The sequence below is a fragment of the Caulobacter endophyticus genome (assembly GCF_029543245.1).
In the GTDB taxonomy this organism is placed as follows: Bacteria; Pseudomonadota; Alphaproteobacteria; order Caulobacterales; family Caulobacteraceae; genus Caulobacter; species Caulobacter endophyticus_A.
The window spans coordinates 233228-254460 of the sequence record NZ_JARQWV010000004.1 but is presented as its reverse complement, the minus strand read 5'-3'; the positions used below and the strand labels follow the sequence as shown (position 1 = coordinate 254460).

Sequence of the window (21233 nt, the reverse complement as noted above, 5' to 3'; positions counted from 1 at the left end):
GGCGCAGGATCATGTTGTTTCTGGGCGAGTATCGTAGAAAATCCAGCCGGCTGTTCGACCACCTGCCCTGGGCGTTGCTGATCGCGCCCGGCGTAGTGCTCAACAAGGACGGGGCCTTCCAGCAGACCCTGGCGTTTCGGGGGCCGGACCTGGCCAGCGCCACCGACATCGGCCTTGTGGCCGCCCGGGCCCAGATCAACAACGCCCTGCGGCGGCTGGGTTCGCGCTGGTGCGTGCATGTCGAGGCCGTGCGCCGGCCCTCGCGAGCCTATCCGGCCGCGGCCTATCCCGACCCGATCAGTCACCTGGTCGACGAAGAGCGACGCGCCGATTTCGAGGCCGAGGGCGTGCACTTCGAGAGCCGCTACTTCCTGACCCTGACCTTCCTGCCGCCGGAGGACGCGGTCGGCGCGGCCCGCAGCCTGCTGGTGGAGAACCTTCCTGACGGCAAGGGCGCCTCGGCCCTCTACCGCGCCGCGCTCGACGAGTTCCAGGCCGCGGTGGCCAGCCTGCGCGACATCCTGGCCGGCGTCCTGCCCATGGTGGCGCCGCTCGACGACGCGGCGACCCTGACCTATCTGCACGCCTGCGTCTCGACCAAGGCCCACCCTGTCGCGCCGCCGCCGTCGCCGGCCTATCTCGACGCCTTCCTGACCGACGACGACCTTCAGGGCGGTCTCTATCCGCGACTGGGCGGCCACTACCTGCGCACCCTGTCGGTGCGCGCCTATCCGGCCGCCTCCTGGCCGGGGATCCTCGACCAGCTCAACGGCCTGGGCCTTGCCTATCGCTGGGTCACCCGTTTCCTGCCGCTCGACAAGGAGGATGCGCGCAAGGCCGTCACCACCCTGCGCAAGCGCTGGTTCGCCAAGCGCAAGGGTATCCTGGCCCTTCTGAAGGAGGCGATCACCAGGGAGCCGTCGGTCCTGGAGGATCCCGACGCGGCCCAGAAGGCCCATGACGCCAACGCGGCCCTGGCGATGCTCGGCGACGACCTGGCGGCGCTGGGCTACGTCACCCCCACCATCACCCTGACCCATCCCGATCCCGACGTGCTGGCCGCCCAGGTGCGGCAGGTCGAGAGCGTCGTCAATCGCGCCGGGTTCGTGGCCAAGGTCGAGGACCTCAACGCCGTGGAGGCGTGGCTGGGCGGCCTGCCGGGCCAGGCCTATGCCGACCAGCGGCGGCCGCTGGTCAGCACGCTCAATCTCTGCGACCTGCTGCCGGTCTCGGCGATCTGGCCCGGCCCCGACCACAACGCCCACCTGTCGGCCGAATGCGCCAAGCGCGGCTTTGAAGGTCCCCAGCCGCCGCTGATGCACGCCCTGACCGGCTCGACCACGCCGTTTCGCCTCGACCTCTTCCAGGGCGACGTCGGCCACGCCTTCGTGGGCGGGCCGACCGGGGCGGGCAAGTCGGTGCTGCTGCTGACCATGGCGCTGCAGTGGCTGCGCTATCCGCAGGCCCAGGTGCGCCTCATCGACAAGGGCGCCAGCGCCCGGGCCGCCACCTTGCTGGTCGGCGGCGCCTTTCACGACCTGGGCGGCGGGGGAGGCCTGGCGTTCCAGCCTCTCGCGGACATCGACGACCCAGACGAGCGGACCTGGGCGCAAGGGTGGGTGGAGGATCTGCTGGTCTCCAGCGGCATGACCCTTGACCCGGCGGTGCGCGAAGCGGTCTGGACGGCCTTGCAGAGTCTGGCCGCCGCGCCGCGGTCCCAGCGCACCCTCACGCTGCTGGCCGCGACCCTGCAGGACAGGGCGCTCAAGGCGGCGCTGGCGCCGTTCACCCTGGCTGGCCCTTACGGCCGGCTGCTCGATGCGGCAGAGGTGGATCTGGCTAGGGCAGACTGGCAGGCGTTCGAGATGGGCGAGCTGATTGCCAGCCGCACAGCCGTCGCCCCGGTTCTGACCTGTCTCTTCCACCGGCTGGCCCGCGACTTCGATGGTCGCCCGACCCTGCTCGTTCTCGACGAGGCCTGGCTCCTGCTGGAGTCGACCGTCTTCGCCGGCAAGATCCGCGAGTGGCTGCTGACCCTGCGCAAGAAGAACGTGGCGGTGATCTTCACCACCCCCAGCCTTAAGACGACCCTGGCCTCGCCGATCGCCGGCGCGCTGCTGGAGGCCTGTCCGACAAGGATCTTCCTGCCCAATCCGGACGCGCGCACGCCGGATCTGGCCAAGGCCTACGCCGCCTTCGGCCTCAACGCCCAGCAGGTGTCGATCATCGCCGGGGCCACCGCCAAGCGCGAATACTACTATCAAAGTCCAGCCGGCGATCGCCTGTTCGAGCTGGGCCTGGGGCCCGTGGCCCTGGCCGCCGTCGGCTCGGCCTCGCCCGGCGACCAGGCCCTGATGACAAAGCTCCTGGCCGAGCATGGCCAGAGAGGCTTCGCGCCGGCCTTCTATCGCGCCAAGGGCCTGCCCGAGGTCGCCGAGTTCCTGACGCAGGCCCGCCATGCGGCCTGATCCGCGCCTGGGTCCCTGGGGGCGGCTGCCGGCTGCGTGGACGGCCAGCCCGCGCCGTCGGCGCCTGGCCTTCCTCGTCCTGCTCGCGCCCGGCGCGCTTATGGCCGTGGCCGGCGCGCAGGTCCTGGTCAGCCCGCCGCTGGTGGCGGCCGGCGTGGCCTGGCTGGCCGCCGCCCTGGCCGTGCGCGGGGCGTCGGAGCCGCGCTTCCTGGCCCTTGAGGCCGAGAACTCCACACCGTTGCAGGAGGAGACCACCCCATGACCCCCAGTCGTCGCCGTCTTCTGGGCTGGACGCCTCTGGGACTGGCGCCGCTTTTGGCGGCGGGCCTGGCGCCTGCGGCCCGCGCCCAGCTCACCGTCTATGATCCCGCCGCGGTGGCCCAGATGCTCAAGCAGGTCAGCCAGGGCCTGCAGCAGATCCAGACCCTGCAGGCGCAACTGGCCAATTCCGAGCGCATGCTCCAGACCCTGGGCCTGGACGTCACCGGCCCCCTTCGCGACATCGCAAGCCAGGCCACCGGCCTGCTGCGCCAGGCCCAGGGTCTGGGCTACACGGCCGCGGACATCAGTCGCGAGTTCGCCGCCCTCTATCCGGGCGATCTGGCCGGGCTCTCTCCAGCCGCCCTGGCCGACAGGCTCAAGGCCTGGAGCCAGGCTAGTCGCCAGACCCTGCAGGACGCCCTGCAGGTTCAAAACCAGATCGCCCAGGCCCAGGGTGTCACGGCCGGGGCGGTCGGTGCGGCGGTGGACGCCTCCCAGGCCGCGGCCGGGCAGACCGCGGCGATCCAGGCCACCAACCAGCTGCTGGCGGCGCTCTCGACCCAGCTCACCCAGCTCCAGGTCCTGCTGATCACCCAAGGACGGCAGGCCCAGACCTACGAGGCCGAGAAGCGCGCCCTCGCCAGCAAGGCTGAGGCCGACCGTGAAAGACTTTCGGTTCTGAGCGCGCCGCCCCCCTCCAAACCCAGGAACAGCTTCTGATGCTCCGCCGCGCCGCCGTCCTAGGGTTTGTCGTCCTGGCCCTTCCCGCCTGCGAACCAAAATCTCCGATCCAGCCGCAGGAGAAGGCCTGCTCCCGGCAGGAATGGACCAGGCGCACGCCGATGAGCGGCCGTTGCAGAGCCGCGATGCAGGCGGCGGCCGACAAGGCGGAGGCGGACCGACAACGCCTGTCTGTCCTCTCGCCGCCGCCGCCACGCCGGCCCCGGCACAGCTTCTGAGCGCCCAATGTCCACCGCTTCGCCCGCCGCCATCGACGATCTGCTCGACCGCTACACCACGCAGGTCGGCTCGGGGTTCGGGCTGATCCAGGGCGACGTCCAGGCGACGTTCGGAATTCTGATGACCATCAGCCTGGGCGTCTCGGCGCTGCTCTGGGCGCTGGACGAGCACGAGAACGTCCCCGCGGCGCTGGTGCGCAAGATTCTGCTGTTTGGCTTCTTCGCCTGGCTGATCTCGGGGTGGCGCGCCTTGACCTTGACCGTCGTTAACGGCTTTGCCGCCCTGGGGCTGAAAGCCGGCGGCGGGCGCATGACGATCGGCGACCTCATGCAGCCCTCTCGCGTCGTTCATGACGGGCTCGATGTGGCCTTCGACCTGCTCAAATACATCGGTCGCATCGCAGGCGAGGGCGGCGGACTGGGGTTTTTCAACCACATCGACGCCATCCTGATCACCGGCCTCTCGGCGCTCGGCATCGTGCTGGCCTACATCGTGCTTGGCATCGAAATCGCCGTCACCGTCATCGAGTTCTACGTCGTCACCTTGATCGGCTTCGTCACCGTGCCGTTCGGGATCCTGACCAAGACCGCCTTCATGGCCGAGCGGGCCATCGGCTACGTCGTCTCGGTGGGCGCGAAGGTGATGGCCCTGGCCCTGGTGGTCTCGATCGGCGAGCAGATCTTCGCCAGCTATGTCGTGTCCCCGGAGCCGGCCTGGGAAGAGTCCTGCGGGCTGCTGCTGGCCGCCCTGCTGATCGTCATGCTGGCGCTGAAGCTGCCCGCCCTGGCGGCCGCTCTAATCACCGGCGGTCCGCAGCTCAGCGCCGGCTCGGCCGCCGCCGGGGCGGTGGGCCTGGCCGCCACGGTGGGCGGACTGGCCCTGGCCGGACGCTGGGCCATGGGCGCAGGCGCAGCGGGATCGGCCGCCTCGGCCCGCTCGGCCTCCCGGCTGCCCAGCGGGGGCCAGGGCGGCGGCCAAGGCGGCGGCAGGGGAGGAGCATCCGGCGGCTCGCCCCCCGGCGGGTCGTCAGGCGACGGCGCCGCTGCTTCGGGCGGTGGGCGCCGGGCCGCCTCGACCAGCGCCGTCGTCGGCCGCGCGCGCGCCTCCTACGCGCCACCGGCCGGGGCCAACGCCTCGTCGGCCGCTTCGGCGGGGGGGCTTTGGGATGATCCGCCGCCCGAGCCGCCGGCCCGCGCGCCGGCCGCGCCCGAGGACGGCGAGCCCGATCCCCCTGGCCGACGCACACCCTGAAGGAGCCGCCGATGACGTCCAACGCCTTCAAGCGCCCGCAGGACCGCTATGGCCAGTCCACGCCGGAGGAGACGCCGTATCATCGCGCCGCCCAGGTCTGGGACGACCGCATCGGCTCGGCGCGCGTGCAGGCGAAAAACTGGCGGCTGATGGCCTTCGGCTGCCTGGTGCTGGCGATGCTGAGCACCAGCGCCTTTCTTTATGTGCAGCTGCGACGGCCGATCGCGACCTATGTCGTGCCGATCGACCGGCACGGACGCCCGGGGCGGGTCGAACTGGCCGACCGCGCCTACAGGCCCGACGAGGCCGTCAAGGCCAGCTTCGTCTGCGACTTCGTGGAGCGCGTGCGCTCCAAGAGCACCGATCCGGTGGTCCTGCGGGAGAACTGGTCGCGGGCCACGCGGATGACCAATCAGGGCGCGCGCGCCAGCCTCGTCCAGTACGGCCAGGATCACGACCCTGCCGCACGTCTGGGCCAGGAGGCGGTCTCCGTCGAAATCGCCTCGGTGCTCGCGCGCAGCCCGACCACCTTCCAGGTCCAATGGCGCGAAACCACCTACCTGCAAGGCGTGGCCGGTCCGCAGGTGCGCTGGACGGGCCTGTTCAGCGTCGCGCCAAGGCCGCCCAAGACCGAGGCCGAGCTCTTCGACAACGCCCGGGGCCTGGAAATCACCAGCTTCCAGTGGAGCCGCGACCTATGAGCCTGCGCATCACCCTTCCCGGCCGCGCCCTGGCCCTCATGGGCGCCCTGGCCTGCGCGCCCTTGGCGGCGGCGTCATCCGCCCAATCGTCCGCGCCGCCGCCGTCTCAGGCCCAGAGATCCCGACCCGCGGTCCTGCCGCCGGTCCCGCCGACCAGCGGCCAGGCCCAGAGCGCCGGGGCCCAAGGCGCGGGCGTCGGCGCCGTCGTGCAGGCCAAGGCCCCTACGCCGGCCGCTTCGCTCACCGGCGCAAACCAGCGGGCTGCGCCCGCGCGGTCCAGGGGGCCGCGCCGACGGTCCGGGACGAACCTGGCCTTGGCCAAGCCGCTGGCGACCCTGCAGCGGGCCAACGCCCAAGCGCGCGCCGGGCCCGCCAGCGGCGTCTTTGTCAACGCCGCGCTCTATCACGCCTTCGAGCCGGGCCGGCTCTATGCGATCCACACCAGCCCAAGGTTCCTTACCACCATAGCGCTGCGGCCCGGCGAGAAGCTGATCGCCAAGGCCGCCGGCGACACCGTGCGCTGGGTGCTGGGCGAAACAGAAGCCGGGACCGGACAGGCCCAGCAGGTCATCGTGCTGGTCAAGCCGATGCGGGGCGGCCTGCGCACCAACCTCGTTCTGACCACCGACCAGCGCACCTATCTGATCGATGCGGTCTCCACCGACAGCGGCGCCTATACCAGCGTCCTGTCCTGGACCTATCCGCAGGAAGAGGCCCAGGCCAGGGCCGCCGACGCCGCGCGCCACGCCGCGGCCGAGCAGGCGACCGAGGCCGTCCAGGCCGCCGTGCCGGTCGAGCGCCTCGACTTTCGCTATCTGGTCACGCCCCTGAAGGGCCGCGCCCCGCCCTGGACGCCGGTGCGGGTGTTCGACGACGGGACCAAGACCTACATCGAGTTTCCTCCCGACCTGGCCGTGCGCGAGGCCCCGCCCGTCTTCCTGCTCGACGCCGACGATCAGGCCCAGCTGGTGAACTCGCGTCTCCTGGGCCGCTACCTGGTCGTGGACCGGATCGTCGACCGCGCCGAACTGCGCCTGGGCGACAAGAAGCCGGTGGTGGTGCGGCTGATCCGACAGGGGCCGCGTCCATGAACGTCGAGCCGCCGGTCTCCCATCCCTCCGCCGCGGCGGGCGCAGCGTCCAAGCGACCTGCCGAAGGGATCCTGGTCGCCCCGCGCGGGCCGATCACGCGCTATCGGCCCGCGGCGATCGCCGCCGTCGCCGGCGTCATCGTCCTGGTGATCGGCGCCGGATTCATCCTGGGCATGGGCCAGGGCCCGGCCCGGCGAGCGCCTGCGCCGCAGACGCCGCCGCGCGCCGCGGACGGACCCACGCCGATCGAGGCGCGCCTGCCGGCCCGGTACGACGATCCGGCCGCCCTGCCCCCGCCGCTCGGCGCGTCCACGGGTGCGGGGGCCTCGCCAGGCTCCGCGCCGTCCGCGGCGCCGCAGCCGGCCCCGCCGGTCTTCCCCGAGGTCCAGCAAGCCCGCCAGGAGCGCCTGGCCGCCCGGGCCTCGCCGCCCTTTTTCAACGGGACCGGCGGCGCGACGGTGGCGCGGCTCTCGGCCGAGGCGCTCGATCCCGCCGCGCCGGCGGCCACCCTGGCCCCCGCAAGCCCGAACGGGGCGCCCGCCCCGCCGTCTCCTACGTCGGCCAGGGAGCAGTTCATCGCCGCGGCGGCGGCGCGCGGGCCGCTGGCCCCGATCCTGCCGCGGCCGCCCCTGTCTCCCTTTGAGGTCAAGGCCGGGGCCCTGGTCTCGGCGGCCCTGGTCACCGGGATCAATTCGGACCTGCCCGGACCGGTCATCGCCCAGGTCACCGAGCCGGTGTTCGATCACCGCACCGGGCGCACGGTCCTGATCCCGCAGGGGACGCGCCTGATCGGTCGCTATGACAGCCAGGTCGGCTATGGCCAGGACCGGGTGCTGGTCGTCTGGACGCAGATGGTCTTTCCCAGCGGCCGCAGCGTCGATCTGGGCGCCATGGTCGGGCTCGACGCGGCCGGGATGAGCGGCCTTTCTGGCAAGACCGATCGCCACCTGCCGGTGCTGGCCCGCGCCATCGGACTTTCGACCCTGATCTCGATCGGCGGCGCGGCGGCGCAAAATAGCGTGGGTCGACGGGGCGACCAGGTCGTGCTGCAGGACGCGGCCGGCGGGGTCGCGGCCTCAGCCGGCCAGACCGGCCAGCGCCTTGTCGAGCGCGACCTGCAGAGGGCGCCGACCTTGCGCATCGCGCCTGGCCAGCTTGTCCGGGTGCTGATCGACCGCGACCTCGTCCTGCCGCCTGAAGGCGGGTCATCCCCTTGAATTACCAAGCAATGGATCGCGCCCCGATTCCCAGTCAGATCAAGGGTCATTATTCGCTTAACGCGGGTGTTTCGCCGGTTACCTTTATTAGTTGGCCGGCTGGAATCGCGATCTTATCGGCGGGGCCATGAAGACCGCTCGCGATCTTGCATACCAGGCTGAATACCAGAAGCGCCTTCGCGCCGAGGCCCGTGCGGCCGGCAAGGCTCAGCTGAACGGCATGGTCGGCAAACGCTTCATCGAATTGCTTGACGCGATGAAGGCCGAGCGAGGCTTCGCCAATCGGATGGACGCCCTCGAACACGTGTTCGAGGTCTATTTCGACGGGGGCGACGAGGAAAGGAAACACGCCGTGAGCGCATAGAAAAACCCGGCTCGCTGTAACGCGCCGGGTTCTCCAGGTCATTCGCTAGACGGGGCGCCAACCCCGACCGAGCTCCTAGTTCCTGCTCTTTCTAACCGAATCACCGACATCGCTGCAATCCAAAAACGCGCGTTCGCGCGACGGGAACCTGTGTGCCTGCGGCCTCCCTAAGGAGGAGCAGAAAATGCAGACCGTCTCGAACGGGGTAGGAGACGTGCGCCGTCTGGCCGACGCCCAGTGGGCGGCGGCGAGGCTCGCCGATACCTATCAGGGCCTGCCGGAGGGTATCTCCAAGGCCATGCTGCTTGACCGGTTCGAGCGCGCCGCGCCCCGTCTGGGGTACGGTGACGGACTCGTGCGCCTGATCCGCGCTCTTGTGCGGGTCACCGCCGAGCAGGACTGGACGGGTCGCACCCATCCCTTGGCCTGGCCGTCCAACGATGCGCTCTGCGAGGAGCTGCAGCGCTCGCGCAGCTGCGTGCAGGGCCTGATCCGCTTGGCCGTCCGCTCCGGCCTCGTGCACATGAAGGACAGCGGCAACGGCAAGCGGTGGGGCTGGCGCGACGAGCGCGGCTTTATCGTCGAGGCCTTCGGCTTTGACCTGGCGCCCATGGCCGCGCGCTGGGACGAGTTCGCCGACCTGGCCGCCGCCCGTAGTCTCGAGCAGGCCCAGCGCCGGCATCTCAAGCGCAAGCTCGGGGAGATCCGACGCGAGATCCGCACTGTCTGCGCCGACGCGGTGCATCGGGGCTTTACGACCTACGACTGGGCCGGGGCGGTAGACCAGGCGCTCGGCCGCCTGCCGCGAACCCCCAGCCTCGGTGAGCTCGAGGCGCTGCATGAGACGTTCCAGGCGCTGCTGGCCGCGGTGGACGCAGCCTGGGTGAAGGCTCGCAAATCCACTCATGATGAGCCCAGGGGCGTCTTGGACGAAGCCCAGAAAGAACCTACAACCCAACCTAGATCCGCAGGAGCAACGTATTCTTCTCCTCGAAAGGAGGTAGTCGAGCCCTCGGCGCGATCGGCCCGCCGGGCGGCGGAGGCTGACCCGGCGGCGGTGGAGGCGGCGATCAGCGAGGAGGTCATCCCGCTGTCGCTGGTGCTCGAGGCCGTGCCCGAGCTGGAGGATTTCCTGGAGGATCCGTCCGCAGCCCAGTGGGAGGACCTTGTCGACGCGGTCGGCCGGGCCGCGCCGTTGATGGGGATCAACCTGTCGGCCGTGCGCGAAGCGCGCGAGGCCATGGGCAGGAACAGGGCCGCCATAGCCTTGGCCACCGTGCTGGCCCGTTGGAAGGATGGGGAGATCCGCAGCTCGGCCGGCGGCTATCTGCGCGCCATGTGCGAACGCGAGCGGTTCGGCGGCCTGAAGCTCCTGCCCAGTCTCTATGGGCTCAAGGATCGCTTGGCCAAGGCGCCGCCAAGAGCGCCCGCCTCGCGCAGGGGCTAGGGGAATATGCCGATGACGGCGCTTCATGCGCGTGAGCGGCGATTTTTGGCGCCGCGTCGTGGGCCATTGGCCGCGTCGGTGGCGGGCCGCTCAAGCCTTGGTCGCGGCGTCGCCATCCAGGTATCGGCCGATCTGGGCCAGCCGGGCATGGGCCGCCTGGGCGATCGGGCCGCTGACGGCGGCCGGAAAGTTCGCGGGAAGCGAGGCCAGCACCCGGTCGAGCGCCGCAGGGCCAGCCTGCGCCAGGTGGGCCAGCATCTTGCGGACGGCCTCAGGATCCAGGCGGCCGGCCACGCCGCTTTGGACGAAGTGACGCGGGGCGATGTCGCCGACCCGGTAATGCCGCCGATCGCCGACGGCCATGGCCAGCTTCATCTGCTTGGGCTCGATCCGACGGGCGGCGCGGCTGGGCTCGGCCGACAGGACGTCATAGAGCGGGGTCATCCGAAAGCCGCCGCCCGGTTGCAGGAAGAGGCTGAAGTTCTTGGCGTGGCCGTCGGTGGCCCCCAGCAGCCACAAGGCGACCTGGGCCTTCAGGAAGGCCGGGCGATCGTTGGCGGGCGTGTCGCTCGCGGCCAGCAGATCCAAGCCTTTGAGGACGCCGGGGCCGCCGTCGGCCTCATACTTGCCCACCCACGGCGTGGAGAGGGCCTGGCAGAAGTCCTCCTGCGGGCGGCGCAGGAGGCGATGATCCCGGTCGTGGAAGCGGTCGAACCGCTCGACGATCAGAACCCGCCGGTCCTCGAAGCTGGCCATCTCGACGGCGGCGCTGGGCAAGCCCCACGCCGCCAGCAGGGTCAGGCAGAGGTATTCGTTCTCCACGCTGTTGGAGAGGTCCAGGCCGTTGGGCAGGCGGCCGATCTGCGGCTTGAAGATGTGGGTGGTCGGGGTCGCGCCCAGCGGTCGCAGCCATTGGCCGTCCTGGCGCAGGAAGGCGGTCTTTTCCTGTGCGCCGGCGATCGAGATGCGAAAATCATCGTCGGGCTCCAGACCCAGGGGCGCGCGGGCCAGATTGGCCAGGATCCTGGCGATGGCCGCCTCGGTCATGGGCTGGCCCTCCACCCGGCCGACAACCGGCGGCGGCGCGCTCTCGGGGAGAAATTGCAGAGCGCCGACGCAGTCGCGGCCCAGCGCCGACAGCAGGCTGTAGGGATCTGCGCCTTCGGCGCCCACCCTGGCCGCGACGCGGCTGCGGATGTCGATGTTGTCGGGCAGCAGGTTGTCGAAGACGGCCATCACCGGCGCGCCGACGTAGCGGTCCTCGCGCAGCGGCAGGGATAGCGAAACGGGCAAGGCGGCGCCTACCGTCAGCCATTCGGCGTCGTAGGTGAAATCGACGGCTCCGCTGGGCTCGCGACGCAGCAGCCCGACCCGCCGGCCGTTCATGTAGACGGCCAGCGGACTGTGGCGCGGGCGGCGGGCCATCAGAAGAGGTCCGCCAAGGCCGCGTCGTCGACGGTTCGGCGAGGCCGCACGACCAGTTCGAGGTTGAGCACGGCCAGGACCGTGAAAAGGGTTTCCAGAGTGGCGCCCTTGCCGGCTTCGAGCTCGGAGATGGTGGCCTGGCGCAGCTGGGCGGCGCGGCCCAGCTCGGTCTGGGTCAGGTCGGCCTTCTTGCGAAAGCGCTTGAGGCTCGCGGCGAGCTGACTTTCGTTTCGGACGATGATGTCCACGGCGTGTCTCCGACCTTTATACGCCATTGCGTATAGTGCAAGATTATACGGCATGGCGTATAAAGCAAGGATATACGGATAACCGTATAATCACCCATTATACGGTTATCCGTATAAGTTGTTAGGCGGCTGTTGCTGCGCCTGACCGGCCTGCGGCGCGGACGCCCGGCCGGAGCGCTTGAGGGGCCGCCGTGACAAAGGCCAAGCCGGGGCTTGGACGGGCGGGCTGCCTGATGCGGCCAAGGAGTCCTGCCCATGTCGTTGCGCGCCATCGTCCGCCGCTTGGGCGGCGACCTCTATGACGGAGGTCGCCGCGCCAACATCCCCGCCCCCGGCCACAGTCGGCGCGATCGCTCGGTGTCGCTGCTGGAGCGCGACGGCCGGGTCATCGTCCATAGCTTCGCCGGCGGCGACTGGCGCGCCGTGCGCGATCATCTGCGCGACCTTGGTTTGCTGGCACCGTCCGCAGACTGGACCGCGGCGGCGCCGGTCGAGACCGCTTCGGATCGGGGGCGCGCAGCGCGCCGCGACGCGGCCCTGCGGCTCTGGCGCCAGGGCCGGCCTGTCGCCGCCACGCTGTCCGAACGCCACTGCCGAGGTCGCGGCGTCGCGGGCGACATCCCCGGACCCGACGCGCTGCGCCATCATCCGGCCGCGCCGCTCGCGGTCTATCGGCCGACAGGGGCCGCGCGCCCGGCCCTGATGGCCGGCGTGCAGGGTCCCGACGGAACGGTCACCGCCGTCGAGCTCACCTATCTGACCCCCGGCGGACGGCGCGCCACCGACCTGGCCCTGCCGCGCAAGACCGTCGGCCTGATCCCGGCCGGCAGCGCCGTGCGCCTCGATGCTGCAGGGCCGGATCTGCTGGTGGCCGAAGGGGTGTTCACGGCCCTGGCCGCCCGACGTCGGTTCGCCCTTCCGGCCTGGGCGCTGCTGTCGACTTCGAACCTGCGGCGCTGGCGGCCGCCCGCGGGCGTGCGCTTCGTGCTGATCGCCGCAGATCGGGGCCCTGACGGCGAGGCCTCGGCCCGGCAGCTGGCCGAGGCGCTGGGCGATGGCGGCATAAGGACCCAGATCGCCCTGCCCCCGCCTGGCATCGGCGACTGGGACGAGGCGGCCAAGGCCGAGCTCTGACCAAAAGGACAAAGGCAGGGCCGGCGCGGGCGCGCCGAGGATCCAGGATGGGCCTGGCCCGGCGCGGGAGCTTCGACATGACCAAGACCCGCACCGTCCCGACCGCCTCTAGCGAGCCCGCCGCTCCAGAGGCCAAGCTCCAGGACTTCCAGACGCTCCGCGTCCGCCTGGGGGACCTGGACCTGGCGCCGGAGAACCTTCGCTTCGACGAGCCGGTCGACGATGACATTCCTCAGCTGGCCGACACCATCGGTGCGGCCGGGGTCCTGATCGCGCCGATCGTGCGACCCGGCCGCAAGGGCGAGGCGCCGTTCATGGTGCTGGACGGCCGCCGGCGTCGCATGGCGCTGCTGCTGCGCCGAGATCGCGGCGACATCGACGACGATCATCCGGTCGCCTGCCAGGTGGCGGTGAGCAAGGCCGCCCAGGCCGCCGCCCTGGTCCTGCCCAACACCGAGCGCGCGCCGATCCACACCGCCGCGGTGATCCTGGCCATCGGCAAGTTCCGCAAGGCCCGCATGGATACGGCCGCCATCGGCAAGGCCCTGGGCTATGACGTCGTCGAGATCCGCCGCCTGGAAGCCCTGGCCGGCGTGCACGCCAAGGTGCTCGACGCCTTCCGCCAGGGTCGCCTGACCCTCAAACAGGTCAAGCTCTTCGCGCGCATCGACGACAAGGCCCAGCAGGGCCAGCTCGCCCAGGCCGCCCTGGACGGCCACCTGCAGGACTACCAGCTGCGCGCCGCGTCGAAGGCGGACGGGTCAGCGTGAAGGACCCGCGCGTGGCGCTGGTCGGCATGGCCCGCTACACCGCGGCCGGCGGCGGCTCCAGCAGCGACCTCTTCGGCGAAATGCCCGACGTCGTGCTCGATCCGGATCTTCTGCAGCGGCTGTGGCAGTCGCGGGTCGATGAACTCGCAGACAAGCTGGTCGCGCTGGGGCTGACGGTGTTCAGCGGGCCGGACGGCGGCGTCGCCGCGCCCGACGGCTACGAGACCCTGCCATACGTCTATCACGGCGACCTCACCGACGCTCAGAAGGTCGCGCGGGCCAGTGCGCGCGAGGCGCTCGACGCGGCCAGGGTCCGGCTGAAGGCGATGACGTTCGACAGCGAGGCGGCTTTGGACGCCATGGTCGAGCTGATCACGGCGGACGCCGCGTTGGCCGCCGCTGGTCTGGGCCGAGGAGAACTGGGGGCGCTCTTGCTGTCGCCCAGCGCCGATCTCGGAGTCGAGGCCCGCTTCTTCCGAAAGGAGGTCGAGGAGATCCTTGATGAGGATGAGATCGATGACGAAACCGCGCCGCGCATCGCCGCCTCGGCCAGCCCGCCGGACATCGCGGCGGCCAAGGTGAGCGTCGAACTGGACGGGGCCGGACACCACCTGCACGAGACCCGGACGGATACCGCCACGCGCGGCCTGATCCGGGATCTGGCCGACGATCCCGCCGCCGCCCTCACCGCTCTCCTGGCCCAGCTCTTCAAATGCCTGGCCCTGCGCGGGACGAGCCGCCCCAGCGAGTCGGCCCTGACCGTGGAGGCCAGCGCCTACGCCCGCAGGGGCGCGCCGCCGATGCCGGCCCTCGACGGGGAGGTGTTCGAGCGCCTGGCGGCGAGGCGCGAGGCCTATCTGGCCTCCGGCCTGCGGCCGATCGGCTTCGTCGACGGACTGCCGCACGGCGAGAAGATGGCGCTGCTGGCCGAACTGGTGGCGGTGTCCGTGGACCTGAAGGAGGTGCGCAACACCCTGATCCGGCGCAGCGCGCGGGCCGAGGCGGTCGAGATCGCCGCCCTTTGCGACACCGACCTCTCGACCCATTGGTGCGCCGACGTCCCGTTCCTGGCGCTGCATTCCAAAAAGCAGCTCCTGGCCATGCTGTCGGCCATGGAGGTCGAGGATGATCGCGCCGCGGGCCTGAAGAAGGACGACCTGGTCATCCTGGTGGCGGATGCGGCCGCGCAGCGGCGCTGGGCGCCGGCCGCCCTCTCCTGGGCGTCGGCCGAGCCGCGGGTCGAGGCGGCGCAAGAGCGACCCAAGACCGCCGTCGGGGACGACGCCGGCCCCGTGACCGGCCCCATGGCTCGCGTCATGACCGGCCAGGCGCTCGAGGCCGGCTCGGCCGAAGGCGACGTCGGCGCCGCCGACGATAAGGACGAGGCTGCGTCGGTGATCGCGGCTTGACGGCGCGAGCCCCCGCCCTCCAGGCGGGGGCTCGCATTCTGCTGGCCTGGCTTGGGACGGTTCCAGGAGGAAGAGGCAGGGCCGGGGCCGGCGAGCCCGCCGGGTCTGGGAGGAGGAGCCTTCCGCGGCGGGTGAGCAAAGGCCCTGTCCGATGACCGCCTCGTCCCCTTCGCGCCTGTCGTTGTTCGCCGACGACGCCAGCGACGCCGTCGCCAACCTGTTGGCCGCGGCCCGCGCCCTGTTTCCCCATCTCAACCGCTCGCGCCGCCTGGACCGCAAGCTCCTGGCTTCTGTGATGACCATGACCTTCGGGGCCAGCGACGCTGAGGGCGCCTGGTCCTGGCGCGACGCCTATGACGCGTGCGAGGCGGCCCTCGTCCTGCAGATTCGTCGACTTTCGGCCCAGCTGGCGCGCCTTGAGGACGCCCCTGTCGAGATCTGCGCCCTGCTCGAGGGTCTTGCCGCGCTCTGTCCGACCCAGACCCGCCGCGATGACGAGCAGGTGGCGCTGGATCAGTTCTCCACCCCGCCGCAGCTTTGCGCCCTCGCCGCCATGGCCGGCCAGGTGCGCGGCGGCGACAAGGTGCTCGAGCCTTCGGCGGGCACGGGTCTGATGGCCATCCTGGCCGAGGTCTGTGGCGCGAGCCTGACCCTCAACGAGCTTTCGCCCCAGCGGGCGGGCCTGCTGGACGGCCTGTTTGCGGCCGCGCCGCGCACGCGCCACGACGCGGTCGAACTGAAGGACCGTCTGCCGGGGGCGGGCGGCTTCGACGTGGTGCTGTGCAATCCGCCGTTCGGGCCGCTGGAGGCGCATCTGCACGCCGCGCTCGACACCCTGGCCGACGGCGGGCGCCTGGCGGCCATCGTGCCGCTGGCCCGGCTCAAGGCCGAGGCCATACTGGCGGGTCTGGCCGCGCGCGGCACGATCGTGGGCCGGATCGGCCTGCCCGCACGCGCCTTCGCCGGCCAGGGGACCTCGGTGGAGACGGGCCTTCTGGTGCTCGACCGCGGCGAGGCCGGACCGATCGCGCCCCTGCATTCCTGCGACGACCTGGCCGAAGCGGTCGGCAGGGTCGCCGCCTTGCCCGGCCGGCACAGCGCCAAGCCGAGGATCTTCCGCACGCTCGTCCAGCCGGCGGCGTTCGTCGCCCGCGAGCGCGGCCTGGCCGGTCCGGGCCGCCGGCTGGCGCTGCTGGCGCAGACCCGGACCCTCGACTACGCGGTCATCGACTGGCGGGGCGAGGGCGTCGATGTGGGCCTCTATCAGGCCTACCGCCTGGGGCGCATCGCCATCGCCGGCGCGGCTCCCCATCCCTCGCCGCTGGTCGAGTCCGGGCCGATGGCCTCGGTCGCTCCGCCCGTCCCGACCTATCGGCCGCTCTTGCCCACCAGCCTGGTCGACGCCCACTGCCTGTCGGACGCCCAGCTGGAGACGATCGTCTACGCCGGCGAGGCCCACGCCCAGACCCTGCCGGGCCGCTGGCGGATCGGTCACGCCGCCCACCAGGCCGTCGCGGTCGGCGCCGACGCCGACGATGCGGTCAGCTTCCGGCGTGGCTTCTTCCTGGGCGACGGGACTGGCTGCGGCAAGGGCCGCCAGATCGCCGGGATCATCGCCGACAACATGGCCCAGGGCCGCCTGCGCGCCCTGTGGCTCTCCAAGAACGACGCCCTGCTGGAAGACGCCCGCCGCGACTGGGCCGCGATCGGCGGCCAGGGCCAGGACATCGTCCCGCAGAGCGGCTGGAAGCAGGGCGAGGCCATCCCGCTCGAGCGCGGCGTCCTCTATTCGACCTACGCCACCCTGCGCCAACCGGCCCGCGGGGACCGGCCCTCGCGCCTGGACCAGATCGTCGCCTGGCTGGGCGAGGACTTCGACGGGGTGATCGTCTTCGACGAGGCCCACGCCATGGCCAACGCCGCCGGCGGGGCCAAGGGCGGGCGCGGACCTAAGAAGGCCTCGCTGCAGGGCCAGGCGGGGCTGGCCCTGCAGAACCGCCTGCCCAACGCCCGGGTGCTCTATGTCTCGGCCACCGGCGCGACGACGCCGGAAAACCTTGCCTATGCCGCTCGCCTGGGGCTGTGGGGCGGGACCGAGGCGCCGTTCACCACGCGCGAGGCCTTCCTGGAAGCGGTCGAGGCCGGCGGCGTGGCGGTCATGGAGCTGATCGCCCGGGAACTGAAGGCGCTGGGTCTTTACATCGCCCGCTCGCTGTCGTTCGACGGCGTCGAGTATGAGGATCTGCCCCACGCCCTGTCGGCCGACGACATCCTGATCTGGGATCGCTGGGCCGACGCCTATCAGCTGATCCATCAAAATCTTCGGCAGGCGCTGAAAGCCACCGGCGTGCTCGACGAGAACGGCGCGGCCCGCAGCGGCCAGGCCGCCTCGGCGGTGATGTCGGCCTTCGAGGGGACCAAGCTTCGGTTCTTCGGCCACCTGCTGGCCGGCCTGAAGGCCCCCAGCCTGATCGCGGCGATCCGCGCCGACCTCGCCGCCGGCCGCTCCAGCGTGGTGCAGGTGGTCAGCACCAACGAGGCGGTGATGGAGCGACGCCTGGCGCAGATCCCCGTCGAGGAATGGAACAACCTGACCGTCGATCTCACACCCAAGGACCAGGTGCTCGACTACCTGATGGCCGCCTTCCCGATCCAGGCGATGAGCGCCATCAACAACGACGACGGCTCGGTGACCCTCGTGCCGATGGTTGAGGACGGCCGGCCGGTCTACAGCCAGGAGGCCCTGGCGCTGCGCGAGCAGCTGGTGGCCGAACTGGCCTGCCTGCCCGCCGCGCCGGGCGTGCTGGACGCGGTGCTCGACGCCCTTGGACCCGACCTGGTGGCCGAGGTCACCGGGCGGGGCCGGCGGATCGTACGGCGGGAGGACCGCCGTGTCGTCGAACGCCGCAGCGCCTCGGCGGCCAAGGCCGAGACCGACGCCTTCATGTCGGGGGCCAAGCGCGTGCTTGTGTTCTCCGACGCCGGCGGCACCGGGCGCAGCTATCACGCCGACCTGTCGGCGGCCAACCAGCAGCGCCGGGTCCACTACCTGGTCGAGCCAGGCTGGCGGGCCGACGCGGCCATCCAAGGCCTGGGCCGCTCGCACCGCACCAACCAGGCCAGCGCCCCGCTCTTTCGACCGGTGACGACCGACATCCACGGCGAAAAGCGCTTCTTGTCGACCATCGCGCGGCGGCTCGACAGCCTGGGGGCCCTGACCCGCGGCGAGCGGCGAACCGCCGGCGCCGGGCTGTTCCGGGCCGAGGACAATCTGGAAAGCCCGTGGGCCCACCGCGCCCTGCAGGCCTTCTATGTCGCCCTCCACCACGGCGAGGTGGAGGCCATGGACCGCCCGACGTTCGAGACCAAGACGGGCCTGTCCCTGCTCGACGGCCAGGGCAATCTGCGATCGTCCGACGATCTGCCGCCGATGAACACCTTCCTCAACCGGCTGCTGGCCCTGCGCATCGCCGACCAGAACGGTCTGTTCGCCGCCTTCGACGTCATCCTGGCGGGGATTCTCGAACGGGCCGCCGCCACGGGCGCCCTGGACCGGGGCGTAGAGGACATCGTCGCCGACGAGCTGGTGGTCCTGGGCGAGGAGACCCTCCGCACCGACGTGATGACGAGGGCGCAGACGCGCCTGACGCGATTTTCGCTGCGCACGCGGCGAAGCCTGGTCAGCGTCGAGGAGGCCCTCTTGGGCCTGGACCGCGCCGCCCTGCTCTACTGCGTCAATCGCAAGTCCGGCCGCGCCGCCCTGGCGGTGCAGGGCCTGACCACGACCGACGACGACGATCGCCTGACCCCGGCCGTGCGCCTGGTGCGGCCCGAAAAGCGTGTCACCACGCCGCTCAAGACCTTCGAGGAGTCGGCCTGGGAGAGCGTTGACGAGGCGACCTGGTCGGCGGCCTGGCGCGCCGAACTCGAAGCGGCCGACCCGTTCACCACCCGCGAGATCGTGCTGGTCACCGGCCTCCTGCTGCCGGTCTGGTCGAGCCTGCCCAGCCGCCAGGCCAGCGTGCGACGCATCAAGGCCCCGGACGGGCGCCGGTGGCTGGGCCGGGCGCTGGACCCCTTGCAGGTCCCGCCACTGAAAGTCGCGCTGGGGCTTGGCGACGCGGCCCAGAGCCTCGGCGAGCCGCGGTTCGCGCAGCGCTCGATCCTGCAGGACGGGGCGTCGCTGGCGCTGGCCGGCGGCCTGTGGCTGCGCCGGGCGCGGGTCATGGACCGCTGGCGCATCGAGGTGGTGGGGGCGGCGGCTCAGCGGCAGAGCTTCGTCAATCTCGGCTGCTTCGTGGAGATCATCGCCTACACGCCGCGGGTGTTCGTGCCCGTCGACAAGCCGGCTGTGCTGAGCGCGGTGCTGGCCCGCTGGCCGGTCCAGCGCCGGCTGTCGGCGGCGGGGTGAAAGAAAAAGCCAGGGCGAGGGGGGCGAGCGATCCGGGCATGGGGTCCGGCGCTGTCAGATCGGAGGACGCCATGTCCGCCTTCCCTGCCCTCATCGCCTTCGCCGCCGAGACCGCCACTGTGCTGGAGACGACGGCCAAGCCCTGCCCCTTCACGCCCGAAACCCCGGGAGGGCGGGCGCCGTCGCGCCAGGAGGTCCTCGACTTCGCCGCGCGCTTCGGAGTCGACGTCATGCAGGACGCCGAGATCCTTCAGGTGCATCTGGCCCAGGACGAACGGACCGAAGGTTGCGAGTTGGCCGCGCGTCTGGTCGAGCGGTTCGGCGGCCTGGCCGGCGTGCTCGCCGCCGACCGCGCCGAACTGCGCCGCCACGTCGGCGAGGCGACCATCCTCAACTTCAAGATCCTGCGGGAGGCGGCAGGCCGGGTCAGCCTGGCGGCGCTGAGCGCGCGGCCGGTAATGTCTTCGTTCGGGGCGGTCGCCGCCTTCTTCCAGGCCAAGCTCCGAGGCCTGCCGCGAGAGGAGATCTGGGCCGCTTTCCTGGACAGGAAGAACCAGCTGATCCTGGCCGAAGCCTTGGGCAAGGGCACGGTGGACCACGCGCCGGTCTATGTCCGTGAGGTCCTGCGGCGGGCCCTGGAGACGGGGGCCAGCGCGCTCGTCCTGGCCCACAACCATCCTTCGGGCGACCCCACGCCCTCGAAGCCCGACATCGAGATGACGCGGGCAGTCGCCAGCGCCGGCAAGGCTCTGGGCGTGCTCGTCCATGATCACCTGATCGTCGGCGCCGAAACGGTCGCCAGCTTCCGGACCCTGGGCCTGCTTTAGGTCCTGGAAAATCCACCCCCCAAAATTCGCGGGGGAATTTCGGGGAGATGCCATCAGCGATCGATGCTTCCATCCTCACGCCCCTTTGGCGGGCCCCTGGACGAAAGGACCTGGCGCGACAGGACCTGGCGACAGCGGCCCGCCTTTCGGCGTGCTGCGTTGCGTCGCGTCCAGGGAGTTAAGCCTGATGATTGATCGGCCCGGCACCGGCGAGCGCGTCTACCTCTCGATCAAGACCTTCCTGCTGTCCGAAAGCGCCCTGCGGCCCGGCGAACGCATCGACGTCCCCGAGCTTTCGCGGCGGTTCGGGGCCAGCGCCACGCCGGTGCGGGCGGCCCTGCATCGCCTGGTCGGCGAGCGGCTGCTCACCGCCCTGCCCGGCGAGGGCTTCCTTGTTCCCCGTCTGACGGAGCCGGACCTGTCGGACCTCTATCAATGGAACGTCGCCCTCCTGGTCAACGCCGCAAGGTCGGCCGGCGGCGAGCCGGCTATCTCGCCTGAGGCTCCCGAGGGCGATGGTCCGATCGCAGCCCTTGAGGACCTGTTCGCGCGCCTGGCCGCCCGCAGCGGCAATGTCGAGGTCGAATGGGCCGTGGCCGGGGCCAGCGATCGCCTGCATCGCCCACGCTGCGCCGAGCTGGAGCTGGTCCCTGAGTTCCAGGAGGAAACCCGGGAGCTGCGAGGCCTGGCCGCCGCCGGGTCATCCACGGCGCTGCGTCAGGCGCTCGTCGCTTATCACCGCCGCCGCCTGCGGCTGGTGCCCGCGATCGTCCGCAGCCTCCATGGCCTCAGTGACCGCGACCCGCGGCGTCCTGCGGAATAATCGGAAAATTCCGGCGTTATTTCCTTCGGGTTCTCTACCTGTGGTCGCACCGTTCGACTGTCACGGTGGGCGTGACCTGGAGAAGGAGACCGTCATGGAACGGATCGAAGACCACATCGAAGACGCCCTGATCGACCTGGGCGCCGTCGCCGTCGAAACGCAGGGCGGCAAGCTCAGCGACATCGAGGGCTTCGTCCAGCAGCCGGCCACCGGCATCAGCGACGACTGACGTCCCCGGCGCCCTTTCGGCCCGAGAGGGCGCCGCCTTCGCATTCCGGGAGACAAGTCATGGATACGCACGACAACACGGCTTCGGAAGTGATCGACCTTGGTGCGGTCGCCGACGTCACCGCTGGCATGATGGGCGTCAACATCGAGGGCTTTCAGCTCCAACCCGAGCTTGGCCTTTCCGACGCCTGAACCACT

19 protein-coding genes are annotated in these 21233 nt (G+C 71.1%); 17 read left to right on the top strand and 2 right to left on the bottom strand.

The annotated features are described in order from the left end of the window. Nucleotides 1–11 precede the first annotated feature (11 nt). The 9 genes from trbE to repC all read left to right on the top strand — a co-directional run bounded on the left by trbE (nucleotide 12) and on the right by repC (nucleotide 9760). Nucleotides 12–2468: a conjugal transfer protein TrbE gene (trbE, locus tag P7A99_RS05825; protein ID WP_277792983.1), complete on the top strand. Its 2457-nt coding sequence runs from the start codon at nucleotides 12–14 to the stop codon at nucleotides 2466–2468. Further along, on the top strand, nucleotides 2458–2730 hold the full coding sequence (locus tag P7A99_RS05820) for a hypothetical protein (protein WP_277792982.1): 273 nt from the start codon (nucleotides 2458–2460) through the stop codon (nucleotides 2728–2730). The genes trbE and P7A99_RS05820 overlap by 11 nt, the downstream gene beginning before the upstream one ends. After that, on the top strand, nucleotides 2727–3449 hold the full coding sequence (locus P7A99_RS05815; protein WP_277792981.1) for a conjugal transfer protein TrbJ: 723 nt from the start codon (nucleotides 2727–2729) through the stop codon (nucleotides 3447–3449). The genes P7A99_RS05820 and P7A99_RS05815 overlap by 4 nt, the downstream gene beginning before the upstream one ends. Before the next feature lie 246 nt (nucleotides 3450–3695). Continuing rightward, on the top strand, nucleotides 3696–4940 hold the full coding sequence (trbL, locus tag P7A99_RS05810) for a P-type conjugative transfer protein TrbL (protein ID WP_277792980.1): 1245 nt from the start codon (nucleotides 3696–3698) through the stop codon (nucleotides 4938–4940). Nucleotides 4941–4951: 11 nt separating this feature from the next. Then, on the top strand, nucleotides 4952–5641 hold the full coding sequence (gene trbF / locus P7A99_RS05805; RefSeq protein WP_277792979.1) for a conjugal transfer protein TrbF: 690 nt from the start codon (nucleotides 4952–4954) through the stop codon (nucleotides 5639–5641). Continuing rightward, complete coding sequence (gene trbG, locus P7A99_RS05800; protein WP_277792978.1) at nucleotides 5638–6732, top strand: P-type conjugative transfer protein TrbG; 1095 nt, start codon at nucleotides 5638–5640, stop codon at nucleotides 6730–6732. The genes trbF and trbG overlap by 4 nt, the downstream gene beginning before the upstream one ends. Next, nucleotides 6729–7949, top strand: a complete 1221-nt coding sequence (locus tag P7A99_RS05795) for a TrbI/VirB10 family protein (protein WP_277792977.1) — start codon at nucleotides 6729–6731, stop codon at nucleotides 7947–7949. The genes trbG and P7A99_RS05795 overlap by 4 nt, the downstream gene beginning before the upstream one ends. 127 nt (nucleotides 7950–8076) lie before the next feature. Next, nucleotides 8077–8313, top strand: coding sequence for a transcriptional regulator (locus tag P7A99_RS05790; protein WP_116491645.1), 237 nt, complete (start codon nucleotides 8077–8079; stop codon nucleotides 8311–8313). Between the two features lie 184 nt (nucleotides 8314–8497). Next, nucleotides 8498–9760 (top strand): plasmid replication protein RepC, encoded by a 1263-nt coding sequence (gene repC, locus P7A99_RS05785; protein ID WP_277792976.1) that lies wholly within the window; start codon nucleotides 8498–8500, stop codon nucleotides 9758–9760. Between the two features lie 90 nt (nucleotides 9761–9850). Here repC and P7A99_RS05780 read toward each other — a convergent pair whose 3' ends face one another. Further along, nucleotides 9851–11185 (bottom strand): type II toxin-antitoxin system HipA family toxin, encoded by a 1335-nt coding sequence (locus P7A99_RS05780; protein ID WP_277792975.1) that lies wholly within the window; start codon nucleotides 11183–11185, stop codon nucleotides 9851–9853. Continuing rightward, entirely contained in the window at nucleotides 11185–11433 is a 249-nt protein-coding gene (locus tag P7A99_RS05775; RefSeq protein WP_277792974.1) for a helix-turn-helix transcriptional regulator, read from the bottom strand. Before P7A99_RS05775 ends, P7A99_RS05780 begins: the two co-directional genes overlap by 1 nt. Nucleotides 11434–11688: 255 nt before the next feature. On the opposite strand from P7A99_RS05775, the gene P7A99_RS05770 reads away from it, so the two are divergent. From P7A99_RS05770 to P7A99_RS05735, 8 genes are all read left to right on the top strand, one after another. Beyond that, the gene (locus P7A99_RS05770; protein ID WP_277792973.1) at nucleotides 11689–12567 is read left to right on the top strand and encodes a DUF7146 domain-containing protein; all 879 of its coding nucleotides are present in this window, start codon (nucleotides 11689–11691) and stop codon (nucleotides 12565–12567) included. 77 nt (nucleotides 12568–12644) lie between these two features. Further along, nucleotides 12645–13337, top strand: a complete 693-nt coding sequence (locus P7A99_RS05765; RefSeq protein ID WP_277792972.1) for a ParB N-terminal domain-containing protein — start codon at nucleotides 12645–12647, stop codon at nucleotides 13335–13337. Beyond that, nucleotides 13334–14746 (top strand): hypothetical protein, encoded by a 1413-nt coding sequence (locus P7A99_RS05760; RefSeq protein ID WP_277792971.1) that lies wholly within the window; start codon nucleotides 13334–13336, stop codon nucleotides 14744–14746. The genes P7A99_RS05765 and P7A99_RS05760 overlap by 4 nt, the downstream gene beginning before the upstream one ends. A 151-nt stretch (nucleotides 14747–14897) precedes the next feature. After that, complete coding sequence (locus tag P7A99_RS05755) at nucleotides 14898–19157, top strand: strawberry notch family protein (RefSeq protein WP_277792970.1); 4260 nt, start codon at nucleotides 14898–14900, stop codon at nucleotides 19155–19157. Nucleotides 19158–19228: 71 nt separating this feature from the next. Then, the gene (locus tag P7A99_RS05750; protein ID WP_277792969.1) at nucleotides 19229–19984 is read left to right on the top strand and encodes a JAB domain-containing protein; all 756 of its coding nucleotides are present in this window, start codon (nucleotides 19229–19231) and stop codon (nucleotides 19982–19984) included. A gap of 187 nt (nucleotides 19985–20171) precedes the next feature. After that, complete coding sequence (locus P7A99_RS05745) at nucleotides 20172–20807, top strand: GntR family transcriptional regulator (protein WP_277792968.1); 636 nt, start codon at nucleotides 20172–20174, stop codon at nucleotides 20805–20807. 94 nt (nucleotides 20808–20901) lie between these two features. Next, on the top strand, nucleotides 20902–21036 hold the full coding sequence (locus tag P7A99_RS05740; RefSeq protein WP_277792967.1) for a benenodin family lasso peptide: 135 nt from the start codon (nucleotides 20902–20904) through the stop codon (nucleotides 21034–21036). Nucleotides 21037–21095: 59 nt separating this feature from the next. Beyond that, complete coding sequence (locus P7A99_RS05735) at nucleotides 21096–21227, top strand: hypothetical protein (protein ID WP_277792966.1); 132 nt, start codon at nucleotides 21096–21098, stop codon at nucleotides 21225–21227. Nucleotides 21228–21233: the final 6 nt, after the last annotated feature.

What these genes read in the sequence shown, in the direction of transcription:
- P7A99_RS05790 (WP_116491645.1), top strand. Translation starts at nt 8,077, where the DNA reads ATGAAGACCGCTCGCGATCTTGCATACCAGGCTGAATACCAGAAGCGC.
- P7A99_RS05770 (WP_277792973.1), top strand. Translation starts at nt 11,689, where the DNA reads ATGTCGTTGCGCGCCATCGTCCGCCGCTTGGGCGGCGACCTCTATGAC.
- P7A99_RS05795 (WP_277792977.1), top strand. Translation starts at nt 6,729, where the DNA reads ATGAACGTCGAGCCGCCGGTCTCCCATCCCTCCGCCGCGGCGGGCGCA.
- trbF (WP_277792979.1), top strand. Translation starts at nt 4,952, where the DNA reads ATGACGTCCAACGCCTTCAAGCGCCCGCAGGACCGCTATGGCCAGTCC.
- repC (WP_277792976.1), top strand. Translation starts at nt 8,498, where the DNA reads ATGCAGACCGTCTCGAACGGGGTAGGAGACGTGCGCCGTCTGGCCGAC.
- P7A99_RS05780 (WP_277792975.1), bottom strand. Translation starts at nt 11,185, where the DNA reads ATGGCCCGCCGCCCGCGCCACAGTCCGCTGGCCGTCTACATGAACGGC.
- P7A99_RS05815 (WP_277792981.1), top strand. Translation starts at nt 2,727, where the DNA reads ATGACCCCCAGTCGTCGCCGTCTTCTGGGCTGGACGCCTCTGGGACTG.
- trbL (WP_277792980.1), top strand. Translation starts at nt 3,696, where the DNA reads ATGTCCACCGCTTCGCCCGCCGCCATCGACGATCTGCTCGACCGCTAC.
- P7A99_RS05765 (WP_277792972.1), top strand. Translation starts at nt 12,645, where the DNA reads ATGACCAAGACCCGCACCGTCCCGACCGCCTCTAGCGAGCCCGCCGCT.
- P7A99_RS05755 (WP_277792970.1), top strand. Translation starts at nt 14,898, where the DNA reads ATGACCGCCTCGTCCCCTTCGCGCCTGTCGTTGTTCGCCGACGACGCC.
- P7A99_RS05750 (WP_277792969.1), top strand. Translation starts at nt 19,229, where the DNA reads ATGTCCGCCTTCCCTGCCCTCATCGCCTTCGCCGCCGAGACCGCCACT.
- P7A99_RS05820 (WP_277792982.1), top strand. Translation starts at nt 2,458, where the DNA reads ATGCGGCCTGATCCGCGCCTGGGTCCCTGGGGGCGGCTGCCGGCTGCG.
- trbG (WP_277792978.1), top strand. Translation starts at nt 5,638, where the DNA reads ATGAGCCTGCGCATCACCCTTCCCGGCCGCGCCCTGGCCCTCATGGGC.
- trbE (WP_277792983.1), top strand. Translation starts at nt 12, where the DNA reads ATGTTGTTTCTGGGCGAGTATCGTAGAAAATCCAGCCGGCTGTTCGAC.
- P7A99_RS05740 (WP_277792967.1), top strand. Translation starts at nt 20,902, where the DNA reads ATGGAACGGATCGAAGACCACATCGAAGACGCCCTGATCGACCTGGGC.
- P7A99_RS05735 (WP_277792966.1), top strand. Translation starts at nt 21,096, where the DNA reads ATGGATACGCACGACAACACGGCTTCGGAAGTGATCGACCTTGGTGCG.
- P7A99_RS05745 (WP_277792968.1), top strand. Translation starts at nt 20,172, where the DNA reads ATGATTGATCGGCCCGGCACCGGCGAGCGCGTCTACCTCTCGATCAAG.